This is a genomic window from Homoserinibacter gongjuensis, assembly GCF_030161875.1.
Classification (GTDB): Bacteria; Actinomycetota; Actinomycetes; order Actinomycetales; family Microbacteriaceae; genus Homoserinibacter; species Homoserinibacter gongjuensis.
On record NZ_BSVA01000001.1, the window covers coordinates 2737186 to 2753125 of the forward strand.

14 protein-coding genes and 3 pseudogenes are annotated in these 15940 nt (G+C 69.2%); 11 read left to right on the top strand and 6 right to left on the bottom strand.

Annotated features, from left to right (window positions below):
- Positions 1–20 precede the first annotated feature (20 nt).
- From gap to QQK29_RS14695, 5 genes are all read left to right on the top strand, one after another.
- Positions 21–1028, top strand: coding sequence for a type I glyceraldehyde-3-phosphate dehydrogenase (gene gap, locus QQK29_RS14675; protein ID WP_284301330.1), 1008 nt, complete (start codon positions 21–23; stop codon positions 1026–1028).
- A 3-nt stretch (positions 1029–1031) separates the two neighbouring features.
- A complete protein-coding gene (locus QQK29_RS14680) occupies positions 1032–2249 on the top strand; it encodes a phosphoglycerate kinase (RefSeq protein WP_284301333.1) in 1218 nt (405 codons plus the stop codon).
- Positions 2249–3043, top strand: coding sequence for a triose-phosphate isomerase (gene tpiA / locus QQK29_RS14685; protein ID WP_284301987.1), 795 nt, complete (start codon positions 2249–2251; stop codon positions 3041–3043). The genes QQK29_RS14680 and tpiA overlap by 1 nt, the downstream gene beginning before the upstream one ends.
- 79 nt (positions 3044–3122) lie before the next feature.
- A complete protein-coding gene (gene secG / locus QQK29_RS14690; protein WP_284301334.1) occupies positions 3123–3386 on the top strand; it encodes a preprotein translocase subunit SecG in 264 nt (87 codons plus the stop codon).
- 33 nt (positions 3387–3419) lie between these two features.
- Positions 3420–3785 carry an RNA polymerase-binding protein RbpA gene (locus QQK29_RS14695; protein ID WP_284301336.1) on the top strand — a complete coding sequence of 122 codons (366 nt, stop codon included), beginning with the start codon at positions 3420–3422 and terminating at the stop codon, positions 3783–3785.
- Positions 3786–3815: 30 nt separating this feature from the next.
- Here the strand turns inward: QQK29_RS14695 and pgl are convergent.
- The 6 genes and pseudogenes from pgl to tkt form a co-directional block, all read right to left on the bottom strand.
- Positions 3816–4536 (bottom strand): annotated as a pseudogene (gene pgl, locus QQK29_RS18780) (6-phosphogluconolactonase).
- 80 nt (positions 4537–4616) lie between these two features.
- A pseudogene (locus tag QQK29_RS14705) lies at positions 4617–5575 on the bottom strand (glucose-6-phosphate dehydrogenase assembly protein OpcA).
- Positions 5576–5627: 52 nt separating this feature from the next.
- Positions 5628–7168, bottom strand: a pseudogene (zwf, locus tag QQK29_RS14710) (glucose-6-phosphate dehydrogenase).
- A 3-nt stretch (positions 7169–7171) separates the two neighbouring features.
- Positions 7172–8770 (bottom strand): glucose-6-phosphate isomerase, encoded by a 1599-nt coding sequence (locus tag QQK29_RS14715; protein ID WP_284301338.1) that lies wholly within the window; start codon positions 8768–8770, stop codon positions 7172–7174.
- A complete protein-coding gene (tal, locus tag QQK29_RS14720) occupies positions 8767–9882 on the bottom strand; it encodes a transaldolase (RefSeq protein WP_284301340.1) in 1116 nt (371 codons plus the stop codon). The genes QQK29_RS14715 and tal overlap by 4 nt, the downstream gene beginning before the upstream one ends.
- Positions 9883–9914: 32 nt before the next feature.
- Positions 9915–12014, bottom strand: coding sequence for a transketolase (tkt, locus tag QQK29_RS14725; protein ID WP_284301342.1), 2100 nt, complete (start codon positions 12012–12014; stop codon positions 9915–9917).
- Positions 12015–12355: 341 nt separating this feature from the next.
- Between tkt and QQK29_RS14730 the strand changes: the two genes are divergently transcribed.
- The 6 genes from QQK29_RS14730 to QQK29_RS14755 all read left to right on the top strand — a co-directional run bounded on the left by QQK29_RS14730 (position 12356) and on the right by QQK29_RS14755 (position 15922).
- Positions 12356–12883, top strand: a complete 528-nt coding sequence (locus QQK29_RS14730; protein WP_284301344.1) for a hypothetical protein — start codon at positions 12356–12358, stop codon at positions 12881–12883.
- Positions 12884–13033: 150 nt separating this feature from the next.
- A complete protein-coding gene (locus QQK29_RS14735; RefSeq protein ID WP_284301346.1) occupies positions 13034–13306 on the top strand; it encodes a hypothetical protein in 273 nt (90 codons plus the stop codon).
- Positions 13307–13428: 122 nt separating this feature from the next.
- Positions 13429–13890 carry a hypothetical protein gene (locus tag QQK29_RS14740; RefSeq protein ID WP_284301348.1) on the top strand — a complete coding sequence of 154 codons (462 nt, stop codon included), beginning with the start codon at positions 13429–13431 and terminating at the stop codon, positions 13888–13890.
- A 57-nt stretch (positions 13891–13947) separates the two neighbouring features.
- Positions 13948–14943, top strand: a complete 996-nt coding sequence (locus QQK29_RS14745) for a heme o synthase (protein WP_284301350.1) — start codon at positions 13948–13950, stop codon at positions 14941–14943.
- The gene (locus tag QQK29_RS14750; protein WP_284301352.1) at positions 14940–15464 is read left to right on the top strand and encodes a COX15/CtaA family protein; all 525 of its coding nucleotides are present in this window, start codon (positions 14940–14942) and stop codon (positions 15462–15464) included. The genes QQK29_RS14745 and QQK29_RS14750 overlap by 4 nt, the downstream gene beginning before the upstream one ends.
- 11 nt (positions 15465–15475) lie before the next feature.
- Complete coding sequence (locus QQK29_RS14755) at positions 15476–15922, top strand: hypothetical protein (RefSeq protein WP_284301354.1); 447 nt, start codon at positions 15476–15478, stop codon at positions 15920–15922.
- The last annotated feature ends 18 nt before the right edge of the window (positions 15923–15940 follow it).

The following is a 15940-nucleotide window of genomic DNA, read 5'->3' on the forward strand; positions in this document are numbered from 1 at the left end:
GCGCTCATTTAGGAGAACTCGTGTCCGTCAAGATCGGCATCAACGGCTTCGGCCGGATCGGTCGCAATTACTTCCGTGCCGCCCTCGCTCAGGGCAGCGACCTTGAGATCGTTGCTGTGAACGACCTCACGGACAACAAGACGCTCGCGCACCTGCTCAAGTACGACTCGGTCACGGGTCGACTCGACGCAACCGTGGAGTACGACGACGACAACATCATCGTGAACGGCAAGGCGATCCGCGTCTTCGAGGAGCGCGACCCTGCCGCCCTTCCGTGGTCGGATTACGGCGTCGACATCGTGATCGAGTCGACGGGTCGCTTCACCAAGGCCGCCGACGCGCGCAAGCACATCGACGGCGGCGGCGCCAAGAAGGTGCTCATCTCCGCACCGGCGTCGGGCGAGGATGCGACGTTCGTCATGGGCGTGAACGAGGACTCGTACGACCCCGAGAACCACCACATCATCTCGAACGCGTCGTGCACCACGAACTGCCTCGCGCCGCTGGCCAAGGTCTTCAACGACGCCTTCGGCATCGAGCGCGGACTCATGACCACGGTCCACGCCTACACGGCCGACCAGAACCTCCAGGACGGCCCGCACAGCGACCTGCGCCGTGCCCGCGCCGCCGCGATCAACATCGTCCCGACCTCGACGGGTGCCGCCAAGGCCATCGGCCTCGTGCTTCCCGAACTCGTCGGCAAGCTCGACGGTTTCGCGCTGCGCGTCCCGGTGCCGACCGGCTCGATCACCGACCTGACGGTCACGGCCTCCCGCGCCGTCACCGCCGACGAGATCAAGGCCGTCTACAAGGAGGCTGCCGAGGGCAAGCTCAAGGGCATCCTCAAGTACACGGAAGACGAGATCGTGTCGAGCGACATCGTCACCGACCCGCACTCGTCGATCTTCGACGCGGGTCTGCTGCGTGTCATCGGCGACCAGGTGAAGCTCTCGGCGTGGTACGACAACGAGTGGGGTTACTCCAACCGCCTCGTCGACCTCACCGAGTACGTCGCCGAGCGCCTCTAAGCGATGGCCCTCCGGACGATCGAGAGCCTGGACGGGCTCTCGGGCAAGGTCGTGCTCCTGCGGTGCGATCTCAACGTGCCCCTCAAGGACGGCACCATCACGGATGACGGGCGCGTGCGCGCATCCGTCCCGACCATCCGCCTTCTCCTCGAGAAGGGCGCGAAGGTCGTCGTGATGAGCCACCTCGGTCGGCCGGAGGGCGCTCCCGACCCGAAGTTCTCGCTCGCGCCCGTCGCCGTGCGGCTCGGCGAGCTGCTCGGCGTCGATGTGGCATTCTCGCCGGACACCGTGGGGGAGTCGGCGGCCGGTGTCATCGAGTCGGCCCCGACCCCCGGGGTCGTGCTGCTCGAGAATCTGCGCTTCAACGCGGGGGAGGCATCGAAGGATGCCGCTGAGCGTGAGGCGTTCGCCGCACAGCTCGCGGCCCTCGGCGATGTCGTCGTCTCGGACGGCTTCGGTGTGGTGCACCGCAAGCAGGCGAGCGTCTACGAGCTCGTGCAGGCGCGTCCCAGCGCGGCCGGGCTGCTCATCGAGACCGAGCTCGACGTGCTCGACAAGCTCACAGAGAACCCCGAGCGGCCCTACACGGTGGTGCTCGGCGGGTCGAAGGTCTCCGACAAGCTCGGCGTCATCGGGCACCTGTTGCCGCGCGTCGACGCCCTGCTGATCGGCGGCGGCATGCTCTTCACCTTCCTCGCGGCCCAGGGCCACCGGGTCGCCTCGAGTCTGCTCGAGGCCGACCAGCTCGAGACGGTGCGCGGTTACCTCGCCGAGGCCGCTGAACGCGGTGTCGAGATCGTGCTGCCCACGGATGTCGTGGTCGCCTCCGGGTTCTCCGCCGACGCCGATCACGTGATCGCGGCGGCGTACGCCATCGAGGACACGCCGTTCGGCGCGTCCGGAATCGGCCTCGACATCGGACCCGACACGGCATCCGCTTTCGCCGAGCGCGTTCGCGGCTCCAAGACGGTGTTCTGGAACGGCCCGATGGGCGTGTTCGAGTTCCCGGCCTTCGCCGCGGGCACCCGCGCGGTGGCCGAAGCGCTCACCCAGGTCGACGGCCTGGGCGTCGTGGGCGGCGGCGACTCCGCTGCCGCCATCCGTCAGCTCGGCTTCTCGGACGAGCAGTTCGGTCATGTCTCCACCGGTGGCGGCGCAAGCCTCGAGTTCCTCGAGGGCAAGCGTCTCCCCGGTCTCGAAGTACTCGGATGGGAAAGCTGATGGCCAAGGCCGCCCGCACGCCGTTCATCGCCGGCAACTGGAAGATGAACCTCGACCACCTGCAGGCGATCGCCTTCGTGCAGAAGCTCGCGTGGACCCTGCAGGACAAGAACCACGACTTCTCCGACGTCGAGGTCGCGGTGTTCCCGCCGTTCACCGATCTGCGTTCGGTGCAGACGCTCATCGCGGGTGACAAGCTCGAGCTGAAGTTCGGCGCGCAGGATCTGTCGCAGCACGACTCGGGCGCCTACACCGGTGAGATCTCCGGAGCGTTCCTCGCGGCACTCGACGCGAGCTATGTGATCATCGGGCACTCCGAGCGTCGCCAGTACCACGGGGAGACCGACGAGGTCGTCGCGACGAAGGTCGCCGCCGCGCATCGCCACGGCATCGTGCCGGTGATCTGCGTCGGAGAGACCGCTGAAGATCTGGAGGAGCACGGCCCGAGTGCCGTGCCCGTCGCGCAGCTGCGCACCGCGCTCGAAGGGGTCGTCGCCGGCAAGGAGATCGTCGTGGCCTACGAGCCCGTGTGGGCGATCGGCTCGGGCCAGGCCGCCACGAGCGCGCAGGCGCAGCAGGTGTGCGAGGCGCTGCGAGCGGTGCTGACGGAGGTGCTCGGCGACGAGGTCGCCGCGGGCACCCGCATCCTGTACGGCGGTTCTGTCAAGGCGTCGAACATCGCGGGCTTCCTCAAGGAGCCCGACATCGACGGCGCTCTGGTGGGCGGTGCGAGCCTCCAGATCGAGGAGTTCGCGAGCATTGCGCGCTTCAAGAGCCACGTCGGCACGCTCTGAGCGTCTGCCTCGCCTATACTGAACCACGGCCCTGTGGGCCGACCCGAAGCCCGAACACAGTCAGGAAAGCACAAAGTCCATGGATGTTCTCTGGTCGATCGTGCAGGTCGCGTTCCAGGTCCTGCTCGGAATCACCAGCCTCCTGCTGACGCTGCTCATCCTGCTGCACAAGGGTCGCGGAGGCGGCCTGTCGGACATGTTCGGTGGCGGCACGACGAGCAACCTCGGCGCCTCGGGCGTCGCGGAGCGCAACCTCAACCGCATCACGGTCGGGCTCGGCATCGCGTGGTTCTTCTCCATCGTGGTGCTGGGGCTTCTCACCAAGTTCGGCGTCGGCGGCTAGCCGACTCAGCCACCACCACACGAGGAGAGAGCTATGGCATCTGGCGGCAGCGCCATCCGCGGATCCCGCGTCGGATCCGGCCCCATGGGGGAGCAGGATCGCGGGTATCACGCGGATCGCATCGCGATCTCGTACTGGGATGCGCTCGGCAACGAGACCGTGCGCTACTTCGCGGCCAACCTCCCCGAGGAGGAGATCCCCGAGGTCATCGACAGCCCCTCGACGGGCCTGCCGGCCGGGCGCGACAAGGACAACCCGCCGCAGCTGCAGCGCACCGAGCCGTACAAGACGCACCTCGCGTATGTGAAGGAGCGCCGTACGGAGCAGGAGGCCGAGCAGATCCTCGACGACGCGCTCCAGCAGCTGCGCGAGCGGCGCGGAACCGCTCAGCCCGCCTGAGCCGTCCGGAAGTGCCGACGTCGTCGGGCGCTACAGCTCCGGCAGTTCGTGTGCGGCCGTCCAGAAGCGCTCGCGCGTGAGCAGTCCCTCCGGCACCTCCGCGGCCGCGTCGCGGTCGATGAAGAACACCGTGCGCTGACGCCCCCGCACGCCCGCGACCGGGACATCCGCCGGGGCGGCATCGGCGAGAGCGAGCCCGAGAGCGCCAGCTTTGTCGGCGCCCGCGAGCACGAGCCAGACCCGCTCGGATGAGTTGATCACCGGAAGCGTGAGCGTCAGGCGCTCCGGCGGTGGCTTGGGGAGTTGGTCTCCGCGAGCACGACGTGGTCGCGGTCCCGCACCGCCTCGTGATCGGGGAACAGCGAGGCGACGTGCCCATCGGGCCCGACGCCGAGGAAGGTGAGATCGAACTCCGGATACGCGGCGCCCTCGGGTGCCGCGGCCGCGAGTTCGGCGGCGTAGGCATCGGCCGCATCCGCGATCGACGGGTGCTCCCCGACGGCAGGGAAGGCCTTGATCCGCTCGGCGGGAAGGCCGAGGAGTCGAGCAACGCGCGGCGCGACTGGGTCTCGTTGCGCTCCGGATCACCGCTCGGCAGGTACCGCTCGTCGCCCCACCAGAAGGTGACGCGCGACCAGTCGACCTTGTCGCGGCTCTTGTCTCCGCCGACCGCGGCGAGCACGGCCTCACCCATCGAACCGCCCGTGAGCACGACATGCGCCTCGGGCTTCTCGGCGAGGGTCTCCCGCATCCGCTTGATGAATCGGGCAGCGACGGCGGAGGCGAGGCTCGCCTTGTCGTCGTAGACCCGGACGCGTCGCTCGCTCACGGTCACTTCCCTTCGGTCCCGGCTCCCTCGGCGGATGCCGTCAGGAGCGCGAGGCCCTTCTGAGCGACCTCGCCGAAGAGGTCGTCGGGGTCGAGCCTACGCAATTCCTCGGCGAGGCAGTCGCGCAGACTGCGGCGCGGCAGCGAGATGTCGTGGGTGGGCTGGTTGGGCTGTTCGAGCGTCGCGATGCTCGGCTGCGAGCGTTCCAGGCGGATCTCACCCGAGCGACGCTGCATCGTCACGCCGTGGATGCCGCCGGTGCCGGTCGAGGGGGACACCTCGAGGTGCACGGACGCGTCGAGCTGCAGACGCAACCAGGCGGCGAGCAACTCGGTCGAGGGGAGTCGGCCGCACCGCTCACCGAGATGCTCTCCACGGGCTCGTACGGCGGCTGGTCGAGCACGGCGGCGAGCTGGGCCCGCCACAGGGTGAGGCGCGTCCAGGCGAAGTCGGTGTCCCCGGGCGCGTAGTTGCGTCCGAGCGCCGTGAGCGCCTCCACCGGGTCGGGATGTTCCGCGGCGTCGGTGATGCGGCGCTGCGCGATCTTGCCGAGGGGCGAGGCGCTCGGCACCTCGGGGGCCTCACCCGGCCACCACACGACGACGGGCGCATCGGGCAGCAGGAGGCTCGTCACGAGCCCCTCCTCATCCGACGCGGCGTCCCCGTGCGCACGCAACACGATCACCTCGCTCGCGCCCGCATCCCCGCCGACCCGGATCTGCCCGTCGATGCGGGCGGCCTCGTCGCTGCGGTCGGCGCGACGCGAGAGCACGATGACGCGCATCGGGTGCTCACGCGAGGCATCGTTGGCGGCCTCGATGGCTTCCTCCTCGTTGCCGAGGGTCGTCGCGATCACAAGGGTCAGCACGCGACCGAGGGCGACGGCGCCGCCCTCTTCACGGATCTTGACGAGAGCTTTCGAGATCGCGCTCGTGGTGGTGTCGGGAAGGTCGACGATCATGATTCTCTCCGGATATGCCGTGTCGGGATGCGACTGCCCGAGGGCCGTGACATCAGGGACGACGCCAGCTGCGGCCGTCGCGGGCGAGCAGCTCGTCGGCGGATGCGGGGCCCCACGTGCCGGGCTTGTACTGCTCCAGCGGCCCTCCGAGGGCCTCCCAGTACTCTTCGACGGGGTCGAGGATCTTCCAGCTCAGTTCGACTTCCTCGTGTCGCGGGAAGAGCGGCGGGTCACCGAGCAGCACGTCGAGGATGAGCCGCTCGTAGGCCTCAGGACTCGCCTCGGTGAAGGCGTGGCCGTAGCCGAAGTCCATCGTCACGTCGCGCACCTGCATGCCGGCTCCCGGCACCTTGGAGCCGAAGCGGATGGTGACCCCCTCATCCGGCTGCACGCGGATGACGAGCGCGTTGGAGCCGAGTGCCGAGGTCTGCGACTCCGCGAAGAGGTACTGCGGCGCGCGCTTGAACACGACGGCGATCTCGGTGACGCGGCGGCCGAGACGCTTGCCGGCGCGCAGGTAGAACGGCACGCCCGCCCAGCGGCGCGTGTTGATGCCGAGCTTGAGCGCCGCGTAGGTCTCGGTGACCGACTCGGGATTCATACCGTCCTCGTCGAGGAAGCCCGGCACCTTCTGGCCGCCCTGCCATCCGCCGGCGTACTGCCCGCGAGCGGTCGCCGTCGCGAGGTCGGCGGGCAGCGTGACGGCCGAGAGCACCTTCTCCTTCTCGGCGCGCAGGTCGGCCGCGTCGAACGACACCGGCTCCTCCATGGCCGTGAGGGCGAGCAGCTGCAACAGGTGGTTCTGGATGACGTCGCGCGCCGCGCCGATGCCGTCGTAGTACCCGGCACGCCCGCCAACGCCGATGTCCTCGGCCATCGTGATCTGCACGTGGTCGACGTAGTTGGCGTTCCAGATGGGCTCGTAGAGCTGATTGGCGAAGCGCAGGGCCAGGATGTTCTGGACCGTCTCCTTGCCGAGGTAATGGTCGATCCGGAAGACGCTGTCGGCCGGGAACACCGACTCCACGACGTCGTTGAGCTCGCGCGCCGAGGCGAGGTCGTGGCCGAACGGCTTCTCGATCACGACGCGACGCCACTGCCCGGGCACCTGCTCCGCGAGCCCCGATCGCCGCAGCTGCTCGGTGACGAGCGGGAACGACCTGGGCGGGATCGAGAGGTAGAAGGCGTGGTTGCCGTTCGTCCCGCGCGTGGCGTCGAGCTCGGCGAGTGTCTCCTTCAGACGGTCGAACGCGTCGTCGTCGTCGAACTCGCCCTGCACGAAGCGGATGCCCTGCTTGAGCTGCCGCCACACGTCCTCGTCGAAGGGCGTACGTGCGTACTGCTGCACGGCGTCGTGCACGACCTTCTCGAAGTCCTGGTCGACCCAGTCGCGCCGCGCGAAACCGACGAGCGCGAATCCCGGCGGCAGCAGCCCCGGTTCGCGAGGTCGTACACCGCCGGCATGAGCTTCTTGCGCGAGAGATCGCCCGTCACGCCGAAGATGACCAGGCTCGACGGGCCCGCGATGCGGTTGAGACGGCGGTCGGAGGCGATGCGCAGCGGGTTGTTGTTCCGCGTGATCTCCACCGGCATGGGTCAGCCGATCCGCGTGCGCAGGGTCGCGACGCCGTCGCTCGGCTGCGGAAGCGTGAGCGTCAGCACCGGACGTCCGTGATCCGCGAGCACGCTCGCATCACCTGCGGCCTGCGCCTGGATGAGCTGCCCGAAGGTGAAGGGACGCTCCGGGATCTCCAGGTCCACATCCCCGGCACCCACGATCTGCAGGAACACGCCGACGGCCGGGCCGCCCTTGTGGAACTGACCGGTCGAGTGCAGGAAGCGCGGACCCCATCCGAAGGTCACCGGACGCCCGGCGCGGCGCGCGAGGGCGTCGCGGATGGCGGGGAGACCCGGAAAAGCAGGTCGGCTGAGGTAGGCCTGCACCGAGAGGTATCCGTCGTCCGGAAGCGCTGCGAGCAGCGCGTCGATGGCTCCGTCGATGCTGTGGTCGGTGATCTCGAGGCCGCCCGCGGTGCGCACCTCGATGCCCTCCGCCGTGAACAGCGCGGGGGTGGGCTCGGGGCGTGCGTCGAGCAGGCCGCGCGCAGCGATCTTGGCGGACTCGACATCCGGCTGGTCGAAGGGGTTGATGCCGAGCAGACGCCCGGCGATCGCGGTGGCGTACTCCCAGACGAGCAGCTGGCCGCCGAGCGATCCGGAGACCTCGATCTCACCCGGGCGCACCTCACGTGTCTCGCGCTCGTTCGCGACGAGGCGCACGATCTGCACGTCGGGCAGGTCCGCCGTCACCTCGTACGAGTCGACGTCGAGCACGACCGGCAGAATTCCGGTGCCCTCCTTACCCGTCGACTCGGCGATGAGCTGCTCGACCCAATCGCCGAACCCGACGATGTGGGTACCGTCGGGCACGATGCCGAGCTTGTCGCGCAGCGGAGAGGTGCCGGCGATCGCGGCGCCCAGGATGAGCCCGGGGTTCTTCACCGAGTCGAGGGCGAGCTCGAGCGAGACAGCCTGGGCCTCGTCCAGCAGCTCGGCGATGTCGACACCGGCGAGTCCGCTCGGCACGAGACCGAAGGCCGTGAGCGCCGAGTAGCGCCCTCCGACGTTGGGATCGGCGTTGAACACGCGGTAGCCGTCGGCGCGAGCCGACTGATCCAACGGCGAACCCGGGTCGGTCACGATGACGATGCGCTCGGTGGGGTCGATACCCGCGTCGCGGAACGCCTGCTCGTAGACACGCTTCTGGCTGTCGGTCTCGACGGTCGAGCCCGACTTCGACGAGATGACGACGGCGGTCTGCGACAAGCGGTCGTCGAGCGCCGCACGCACCTGCGCGGGGTCGGTCGAGTCGAGAACCGTGAGCGCGACGCCGTAGGTGTTGGCGATCACCTCCGGGGCGAGCGAGGAGCCGCCCATGCCGCCGAGCACGACGTGGGTCACGCCCTTCGCGCGCAGCTCGTCACGCAGAGCGAGGATGTCGTCGACGAGGCCCTCGGAGATCGCGACGGCCTCCGTCCAGCCGAGGCGCTTCGCGGCCTCCTCTTCGGCCGCCGGGCCCCACAGGGTGGCGTCGAGGGTCGTGATGCGACCGGCGACGCCATCCGAGACGAGCTGCGGAACGTGACGCGCGACCGCGTCGGCCGCAGCGCCCGTGACCGCGACCGTCACGGTCACTTCGCGGCCTCCAGCGCTGCGGTCACCGTGTCGAGCAGTTCGTTCCACGACACGATGAACTTCTCGACGCCCTCGCGTTCGAGCGTCGCGGTGACGTCGTCGTAGTCGACGCCGACGGCGGCGAGGTCGTCGAGCACCTTCTGCGCCTCGGCGTAGGAGCCGGTGACGGCGTCGCCATGCAGGGGAGCGTGGTCGTAGGTCGCCTCGAGGGTCTTCTCCGGCATGGTGTTCACGACGCCGGCGACGGCGAGCTCGGTCACGTAGAGCGTGTCGGGCAGCGACGGGTCCTTGACGCCGGTCGACGCCCACAGCGGCCGCTGCAGGTTCGCACCCGCGCTCAGGAGCGCCTTCGCGCGGTCGGTCGCGAACTCCTTCTCGAAGAGCTGGTACGCCAGTTGCGCGTTCGCGACGCCCGCCTTGCTCTTGAGCGCGCGCGCCTCATCCGTGCCGACCGCCTCGAGACGCTTGTCGATCTCGGTGTCGACGCGCGAGACGAAGAACGAGGCGACCGAGTGGATCTTCGAGAGGTCGTGACCGGCGGCCTGTGCCTTCTCGAGGCCGGCCAGGTACGCGTCGATGACCTGGCGGTGGCGCTCGAGGCTGAAGATGAGCGTCACGTTGACGCTGATGCCCTTGGCGATCGTCTCGGTGATGGCCTCGAGGCCTTCGACGGTCGCGGGGATCTTGATCATCGCGTTGGGCCGGTCGACGTCGTTCCAGAGCTGCTCGGCCTGCGCGATCGTGCCCGCGGTGTCGTGGGCCAGCCCCGGCTCGACCTCGATCGAGACGCGGCCGTCGACGCCGTTCGTGGCGTCGTAGACGGGACGGAAGACATCGGACGCGGATGCGACGTCGTGCGTGATGATGTCGAACACGGCCTCGGAGACCCCGACGCCGGCCGCGGCGAGCTCGGCCACGTGCGCGTCGTAGTTCTGCCCCTTGGCGAGGGCGGAGGCGAAGATCGTCGGGTTCGTCGTGATGCCGACGACGTTGCGATCGGCGATCAGCTGGGCGAGTCCGCCCGAGACGATGCGCTCACGCGAGAGGTCGTCGAGCCAGATGCTGACGCCGATCTCGGAGAGCTGGGCGGTGCGGGAGGTGCTGTCGGACATGGTGCTGAATCTTCTTCCGTTGAGATGTCGGGTCAGTTGCTCGCGAGAGCGAGCGATTCCTTGGCGGCGGCCACGACGTGCTCCGTCGTGATGCCGAACTCGCGGTACAGCGTCTTGTAGTCGGCCGAGGCGCCGAAGTGCTCGATCGAGACGGCCTTGCCGTGCACACCGAGGTAGGGCGCCCAGGTGAGGGCCAGCCCGGCCTCGACCGAGACGCGCGCCGTCACCGCGGCGGGCAGCACCGACTCGCGGTAGGCGGCATCCTGCTCGGCGAACCACTCCTGGCTCGTCATCGACACGACGCGGGCGTTCACGCCCTCGCCCTTGAGCTGCTCGCGCGCCTCGAGCGCGAACTGCACCTCGGAGCCGGTCGCGATGAGGATCACGTCGGGCGTGCCGCCGGGTGCCTCGGCGAGCACGTAGCCGCCGCGCACGGCGTTCGACGCGGATGCGAGGGTGTCGCCCTCGGCCGCGCCCTCGCCGCGCTCGAACACCGGCAGGTTCTGCCGGCTGAGCGCGATGCCTGCGGGGTTGTGGCGGCGCTCGAGGATCGTCTTCCATGCCCAGCCGACCTCGTTCGCGTCGGCGGGGCGCACGATGTCGAGGCCCGGGATGGCGCGCAGCGCGGTGAGCTGCTCGATCGGCTGGTGGGTGGGGCCGTCTTCGCCGAGCGCGACCGAGTCGTGCGTCCAGACGAAGATCGAGGGCACCTTCATGAGCGCAGCGAGCCGCACAGCGGGCCGCATGTAGTCGCTGAAGATGAGGAAGGTGCCGCCGAAGGCGCGCGTGTTGCCGTGCAGCACGATCCCGTTGAGGATCGCGGCCATGGCGTGCTCGCGGATGCCGAAGTGCAGCACGCGCCCGTAGGGGTTGCCCTGCCACTCGTGGGTCGACCACTGCGTGGGCACGAACGACTGGGCGCCCGCGATGGTCGTGAGGTTCGACTCGGCGAGGTCGGCCGATCCGCCCCACAGCTCCGGGATGACGGCACCGAGGGCGCCGAGCACCTTGCCGCTCGCGGCGCGGGTGGAGACATCCTTGCCGGCCTCGAACACCGGGAGTGCCTCCTCGACCCCGTCGGGCAGCTCGCCCGACTGGATGCGGTCGAACAGCGCCTTCTTCTCGGGGTTGGCCGCGGCCCAGGCGTCGAAGCCCTTCTGCCACTCGGCGCGGACGGCCTTGCCGCGCTCCACGGCCTGCCGGGTGTGAGCGATGACATCGTCGGCCACCACGAAGGTCTCGTTCGGGTCGAAGCCGAGCACCTCCTTGACGGCGGCGAGCTCCTCGGCGCCGAGAGCGGATCCGTGGATCTTGCCGGTGTTCTGCTTCTTGGGGCTCGGCCACCCGATGATCGTCTTGAGGATGATGAGGCTCGGCTGCTCGCGCTCGCCCTGCGCCGCGACGATCGCGTCGTAGAGGGCCTGCGTGTCTTCGACGTACTCGCCGGTCTTCTTCCAGTCGACCGTCTGCACGTGCCAGCCGTAGGCCGCGTAACGGGCCGCTACATCCTCGGTGAAGGCGATGTTCGTGTCGTCTTCGATCGAGATCTGGTTGGAGTCGTAGATCGCGATGAGGTTGCCGAGCTGCTGGTGGCCGGCGAGCGAGGAGGCCTCAGAGCTCACGCCCTCCTGCAGGTCGCCGTCGCCCGCGATGACGTAGGTGAAGTGGTCGAAGGGGCTTTCCCCGTCGGCGGCCTCGGGGTCGAAGAGTCCGCGCTCGAAGCGCTGCGCGTAGGCGAAGCCCACAGCGGACGAGATGCCCTGACCCAGCGGACCGGTCGTGATCTCGACGCCGTCGGTGTGCCCGTACTCCGGGTGGCCGGGGGTCTTGGAGCCCCAGGTGCGCAGCGCCTTCAGGTCGTCGAGCTCGAGGCCGTAGCCGCCGAGGTAGAGCTGCACGTACTGCGTGAGCGAGCTGTGGCCCGCCGAGAGGATGAAGCGGTCACGTCCGACCCAGTGCGTGTCGGACGGGTCCTGCCGCATGACCTTCTGGAAGAGGAGGTAGGCCGCGGGCGCCAGGCTCATCGCCGTTCCCGGGTGTCCGTTTCCGACCTTCTCCACGGCATCCGCCGCGAGAATGCGGGCGGTGTCTACTGCCTTGTCGTCGATGGGGTCCCAGGAGAGTGCTGCCACTGATTGTCGACCTTTCGGAGGCGGGGCAGCCTGACGCGCCCCGGTGTGGTGTCCGCTCGCCGAATCGGACTTCGACGGCGCACCGCACGCGCCACACATTCTCGTTACGGAGGATGGGGAGCACGCGCAGTCGGCGAGCACCTCGATCATAGTCAGATGCCCATTCGCCCGCCGGAACAGCCCACCCGCACGCGCCGCCGCACGCACCCGTCAGGCGGTTGAGGGCCGCGCAGCGGCACCACCCAGGTGATTGAAGAGCCGCGCAGCGGCGTCTCGAAACCGCCGCCGAATCACCCTCCAGATGGATGCGCTGCGACCTGCGCGGGGAGTCGCATGGGCCTGTGGCTTCGAAGCGGACTCGCGCGGTCTCCCTGCTCGCCGTCGTGATGCTGACGTTGGCGCCCGGATATATCGGCGCGTACTGGGCGTGGGTCGCTCTGCCGGATACGGTGGATCCCTCATTGCTCGCGGCGTGGGAACGTATGGGCGGTATGAACCCGCTCCTGCTCGTGTTCACTGCATTTCTCGCCGTCTGCGCACTTGCGCTCTTCGCCGTCGCCGTGATCCGAGTCGTTCGAGATCGCAGTTCGGGGCGGGCGAGCGTGTGGGGTGCATGCACGTGGGGATGCTTTTCGGGCTCTGGAGCCGCGGTTGCATCCACACTCCCCGGCCTGGCCATCATCGTCTACGTCGAGCGCGTCATACCCGGGTTCATGGCCGGAGCCGTTCCCGACGACCTTTCGGTCATCAACGGCATCCGGCTCGCCCTGGCTCCGGCGCTCTTGAGCGCTGCGGCGCTTTGCTGGCTCGCGAGAAGCGCCGCGCGGCGTGGAGCCGGAGTGCCCGCCGCTGTGCCCGCCGAGCGCTGATCGGAACACGCAGCCCATGTGGCGAGTGAGCAGTGTCGGCGGCGGCTGACGATGATCTGTAGACAGCACACGCCGTCTGCGTGCCACGCACCTAGCCGAAAGCCGATTCGCCTCGTGATCGCGCACGGCACACCATTGCTGTAGACAGCGATGCAGACGAGGGGCCACATGACTATCAGCGCAGTCCGCGATGTGTTTTGGGAGTGGGATCCCGCAGGCATCCGCGATGCCAGAGACCACGTGCCGAACGAGTACGACGCGCTGGCGAGCATCACGCTCGCCATGCTCCGGCACGGCGACGAGCCGGCGCGGATCGCCGAGCGCATCGCCCGCGAACTGCGCGAGGGGTGGGGCGTCGCACCGGATGCGCGGGTGCTGGAGATCAGGATCGCATCGATGCGCGCAGGCGGCGATGTCACCTGATCGACCGGCCAGTTCAATGAGTTCGTCAGCATCCAGTGCGTTCAAGTTCGCGGCAGCGGTGCATGGAACTCCTCGTACCGCGCTGGTTTACTGACGTCGTGCTTCGAGGGCATCCGTTCCGCGTGAGGATCACCACGACCACCGCGAAGGTGACCTACATCCTCGCCTGGGTCATCGTGGGCCTCGGGCTGAACGTGTTGCTCCTCCGTCTCGGCGCGACGCGGTGGCCGCAGTACCTCATCACCTCCGCGTACACGGGAGCGACGCTCATCGTCGGCGTCAGAACCTTCCGCGGGCACGACGAGCTCCTCACGCCGCCCCGTGCATGGTGGCGAGCCACCGGCGGGTGGGTGTCGAGCCTGGGCGCCGGCACCCTGTTCGCCGCGCTCGGCGCCACCTGCTGGTGGGCAACCGCCACGGGAGCGCTGCCGAGCACGACACCATTCACGAATCCGCTGGTCGCCGCGTCCTGCCTCGCAGCCGCTGCCTACTACATCCATTCCGGTTGGCGGCTCGCCCGCCATGGCGACGTCGCGATCGGCGCAGGGCACGACCGCGACGGAGCGCACGAGAGGCACCCATGACCTTCGGCCCTGCACCGGCGACATAGACTGAATGGCAGTCGAGTGATCCGAGGAGCCATGCAGCATCCCGCCCGAAGCGCCCCCGCATCGACGTCGCCCGAAGCGGTCGACGTGGTGCCTGAAGCACCGCAGCTCGGTCGGATCGGCTTCCGTCGCAAAACCCTCGCCTACATCGCGCTGACGAAGCCGCGCGTCGTCGAGCTGTTGCTCGTGACGACCGCGCCCGTGATGGTGCTCGCGGCGCAGGGCCACCTCGACCTGCGGTTCCTGGGGCTGCTCATCGCCACGCTCGTCGGCGGCACGCTCTCGGCCGGCAGCGCCAACGCCTTCAACTGCTACATCGACCGCGACATCGATCGGGTGATGAAGCGCACCCGCAAGCGCCCGCTCGTGACGGGCGAGCTGAGCCCGCGCGAGGCCCTCGTCTTCGCGTGGACGCTCGCCGTAGTCTCGACCGTCGTGCTCGCCGTGTTCACGACCTGGCTCGCCGCCGCACTCTCGGTCGCGGCGATCTTCTTCTACGTCGTCATCTACACGCTCATCCTCAAGCGCCGCACCCCGCAGAACATCGTGTGGGGCGGGATCGCGGGCTGCATGCCCGTGCTCATCGGCTGGGCGGCCGTCACGGGTGACCTCAGCTGGGTTCCGATCATCCTGTTCGGCATCGTGTTCCTCTGGACCCCGCCGCACTACTGGCCGCTCTCGATGCGCTACCGCGAGGACTACGCGGCCGCCGAGGTGCCCATGCTCGCCGTCGTGCGCGGGCGTACCGCGGTGGGGCTGCAGGTGGTGCTCTATGCGTGGGCGACCGTCGTGTGTTCGCTGCTCGTCATCCCGCTCGCCCCGATGGGCGTCGTCTACACGGTGCTCGCGGTGCTCTCGGGCGCCTGGTTCCTCATCGAGTCGCACCGGCTGTACGCGGCAGCCATCCGTCCGGGTGAGGTCAAGCCGATGCGGGTGTTCCATGCGAGCATCACCTACCTGACGCTCGTGTTCATCGCCGTCGGCGTCGACCCGCTCGTCTTCGTGCCGATCCCGGCACTGCTGCCGTGAGCATCCGAACACCGCTCGGCTGGGCCGCCGACCGCTGGCAGCTCGGTCCACGCGCGCTGCGCTGGGGCACCACGGCCGCACTCGTCACGGCCATCCTCATCGTGCTCGGCGGAGTCACCGTGCGCGTCACAGGCTCCGGCCTCGGCTGCCCGACCTGGCCGACCTGCACCGACGCCTCGCTCATCGCGACGCCCGAGCTCGGCATCCACGGCGCCATCGAGTTCGGCAACCGCATGATCACCGGCCTGCTCATCGTGGCGGTCGGCTGGGCCATCATCGCCGCGCGCCTGCAGCGCCCGCGGGACCGGATGCTGACGCGGCTTGCGTGGTCGATGTTCTGGCTCGTGGTCGCGAACGCGGTGGCGGGCGGCATGAGCGTCTGGTACGACCTCAACCCCTGGGTGGTGGCGCTGCACTTCGTGCTCGCCATGACGCTGCTCGCATGCGCGACCTTCACGTGGCACCGGGCGCGCTGGCACGGGGAACGGGCGAGCGTCCCTCGGGTGCGTCGCGCGCCGTAGCGTGGGCACTCGTGGCGGCGACCGCAGTACTCATCGTCGCCGGCACCCTCGTGACCGGCTCCGGACCGCACGCGGGCGACTCGAGCGATGTGCCGCGTATGGGCTTCGACTGGACCGTCGTGGTCTGGGTGCATGCCGCCGCCGCGGGGCTCGTTCTCGTGCTCGCCGCCGTGCTGGCGTTCCGGCTCCGCACCGAGGAGGGCGGACGCCTCGCACTCGGACGCGTCGGCATCTTCCTGCTCGTGCTGCTCGTGCAGCTCGCCATCGGTGTCGTGCAATCCCTCATCGGCCTGCCCGAGCTGCTCGTCATCGGTCACGTCGTGTTCGCGGCGCTCGTGTGGGTGGGCGCGCTCCGGGTGCTGCTCGACACCGATCCGCTCCTGTGGGCGGTGCACGCGCACCAGCTCGTCGAGGCGACGCCCGCACCCTCGCGCATCCCCGCCGACCGTGCGGCCTGAGCACGGCCCCTGGCCAGT

What these genes read in the sequence shown, in the direction of transcription:
- QQK29_RS14680 (WP_284301333.1), top strand. Translation starts at nt 1,032, where the DNA reads ATGGCCCTCCGGACGATCGAGAGCCTGGACGGGCTCTCGGGCAAGGTC.
- tpiA (WP_284301987.1), top strand. Translation starts at nt 2,249, where the DNA reads ATGGCCAAGGCCGCCCGCACGCCGTTCATCGCCGGCAACTGGAAGATG.
- secG (WP_284301334.1), top strand. Translation starts at nt 3,123, where the DNA reads ATGGATGTTCTCTGGTCGATCGTGCAGGTCGCGTTCCAGGTCCTGCTC.
- QQK29_RS14695 (WP_284301336.1), top strand. Translation starts at nt 3,420, where the DNA reads ATGGCATCTGGCGGCAGCGCCATCCGCGGATCCCGCGTCGGATCCGGC.
- tal (WP_284301340.1), bottom strand. Translation starts at nt 9,882, where the DNA reads ATGTCCGACAGCACCTCCCGCACCGCCCAGCTCTCCGAGATCGGCGTC.
- QQK29_RS14735 (WP_284301346.1), top strand. Translation starts at nt 13,034, where the DNA reads ATGCAGACGAGGGGCCACATGACTATCAGCGCAGTCCGCGATGTGTTT.
- QQK29_RS14745 (WP_284301350.1), top strand. Translation starts at nt 13,948, where the DNA reads ATGCAGCATCCCGCCCGAAGCGCCCCCGCATCGACGTCGCCCGAAGCG.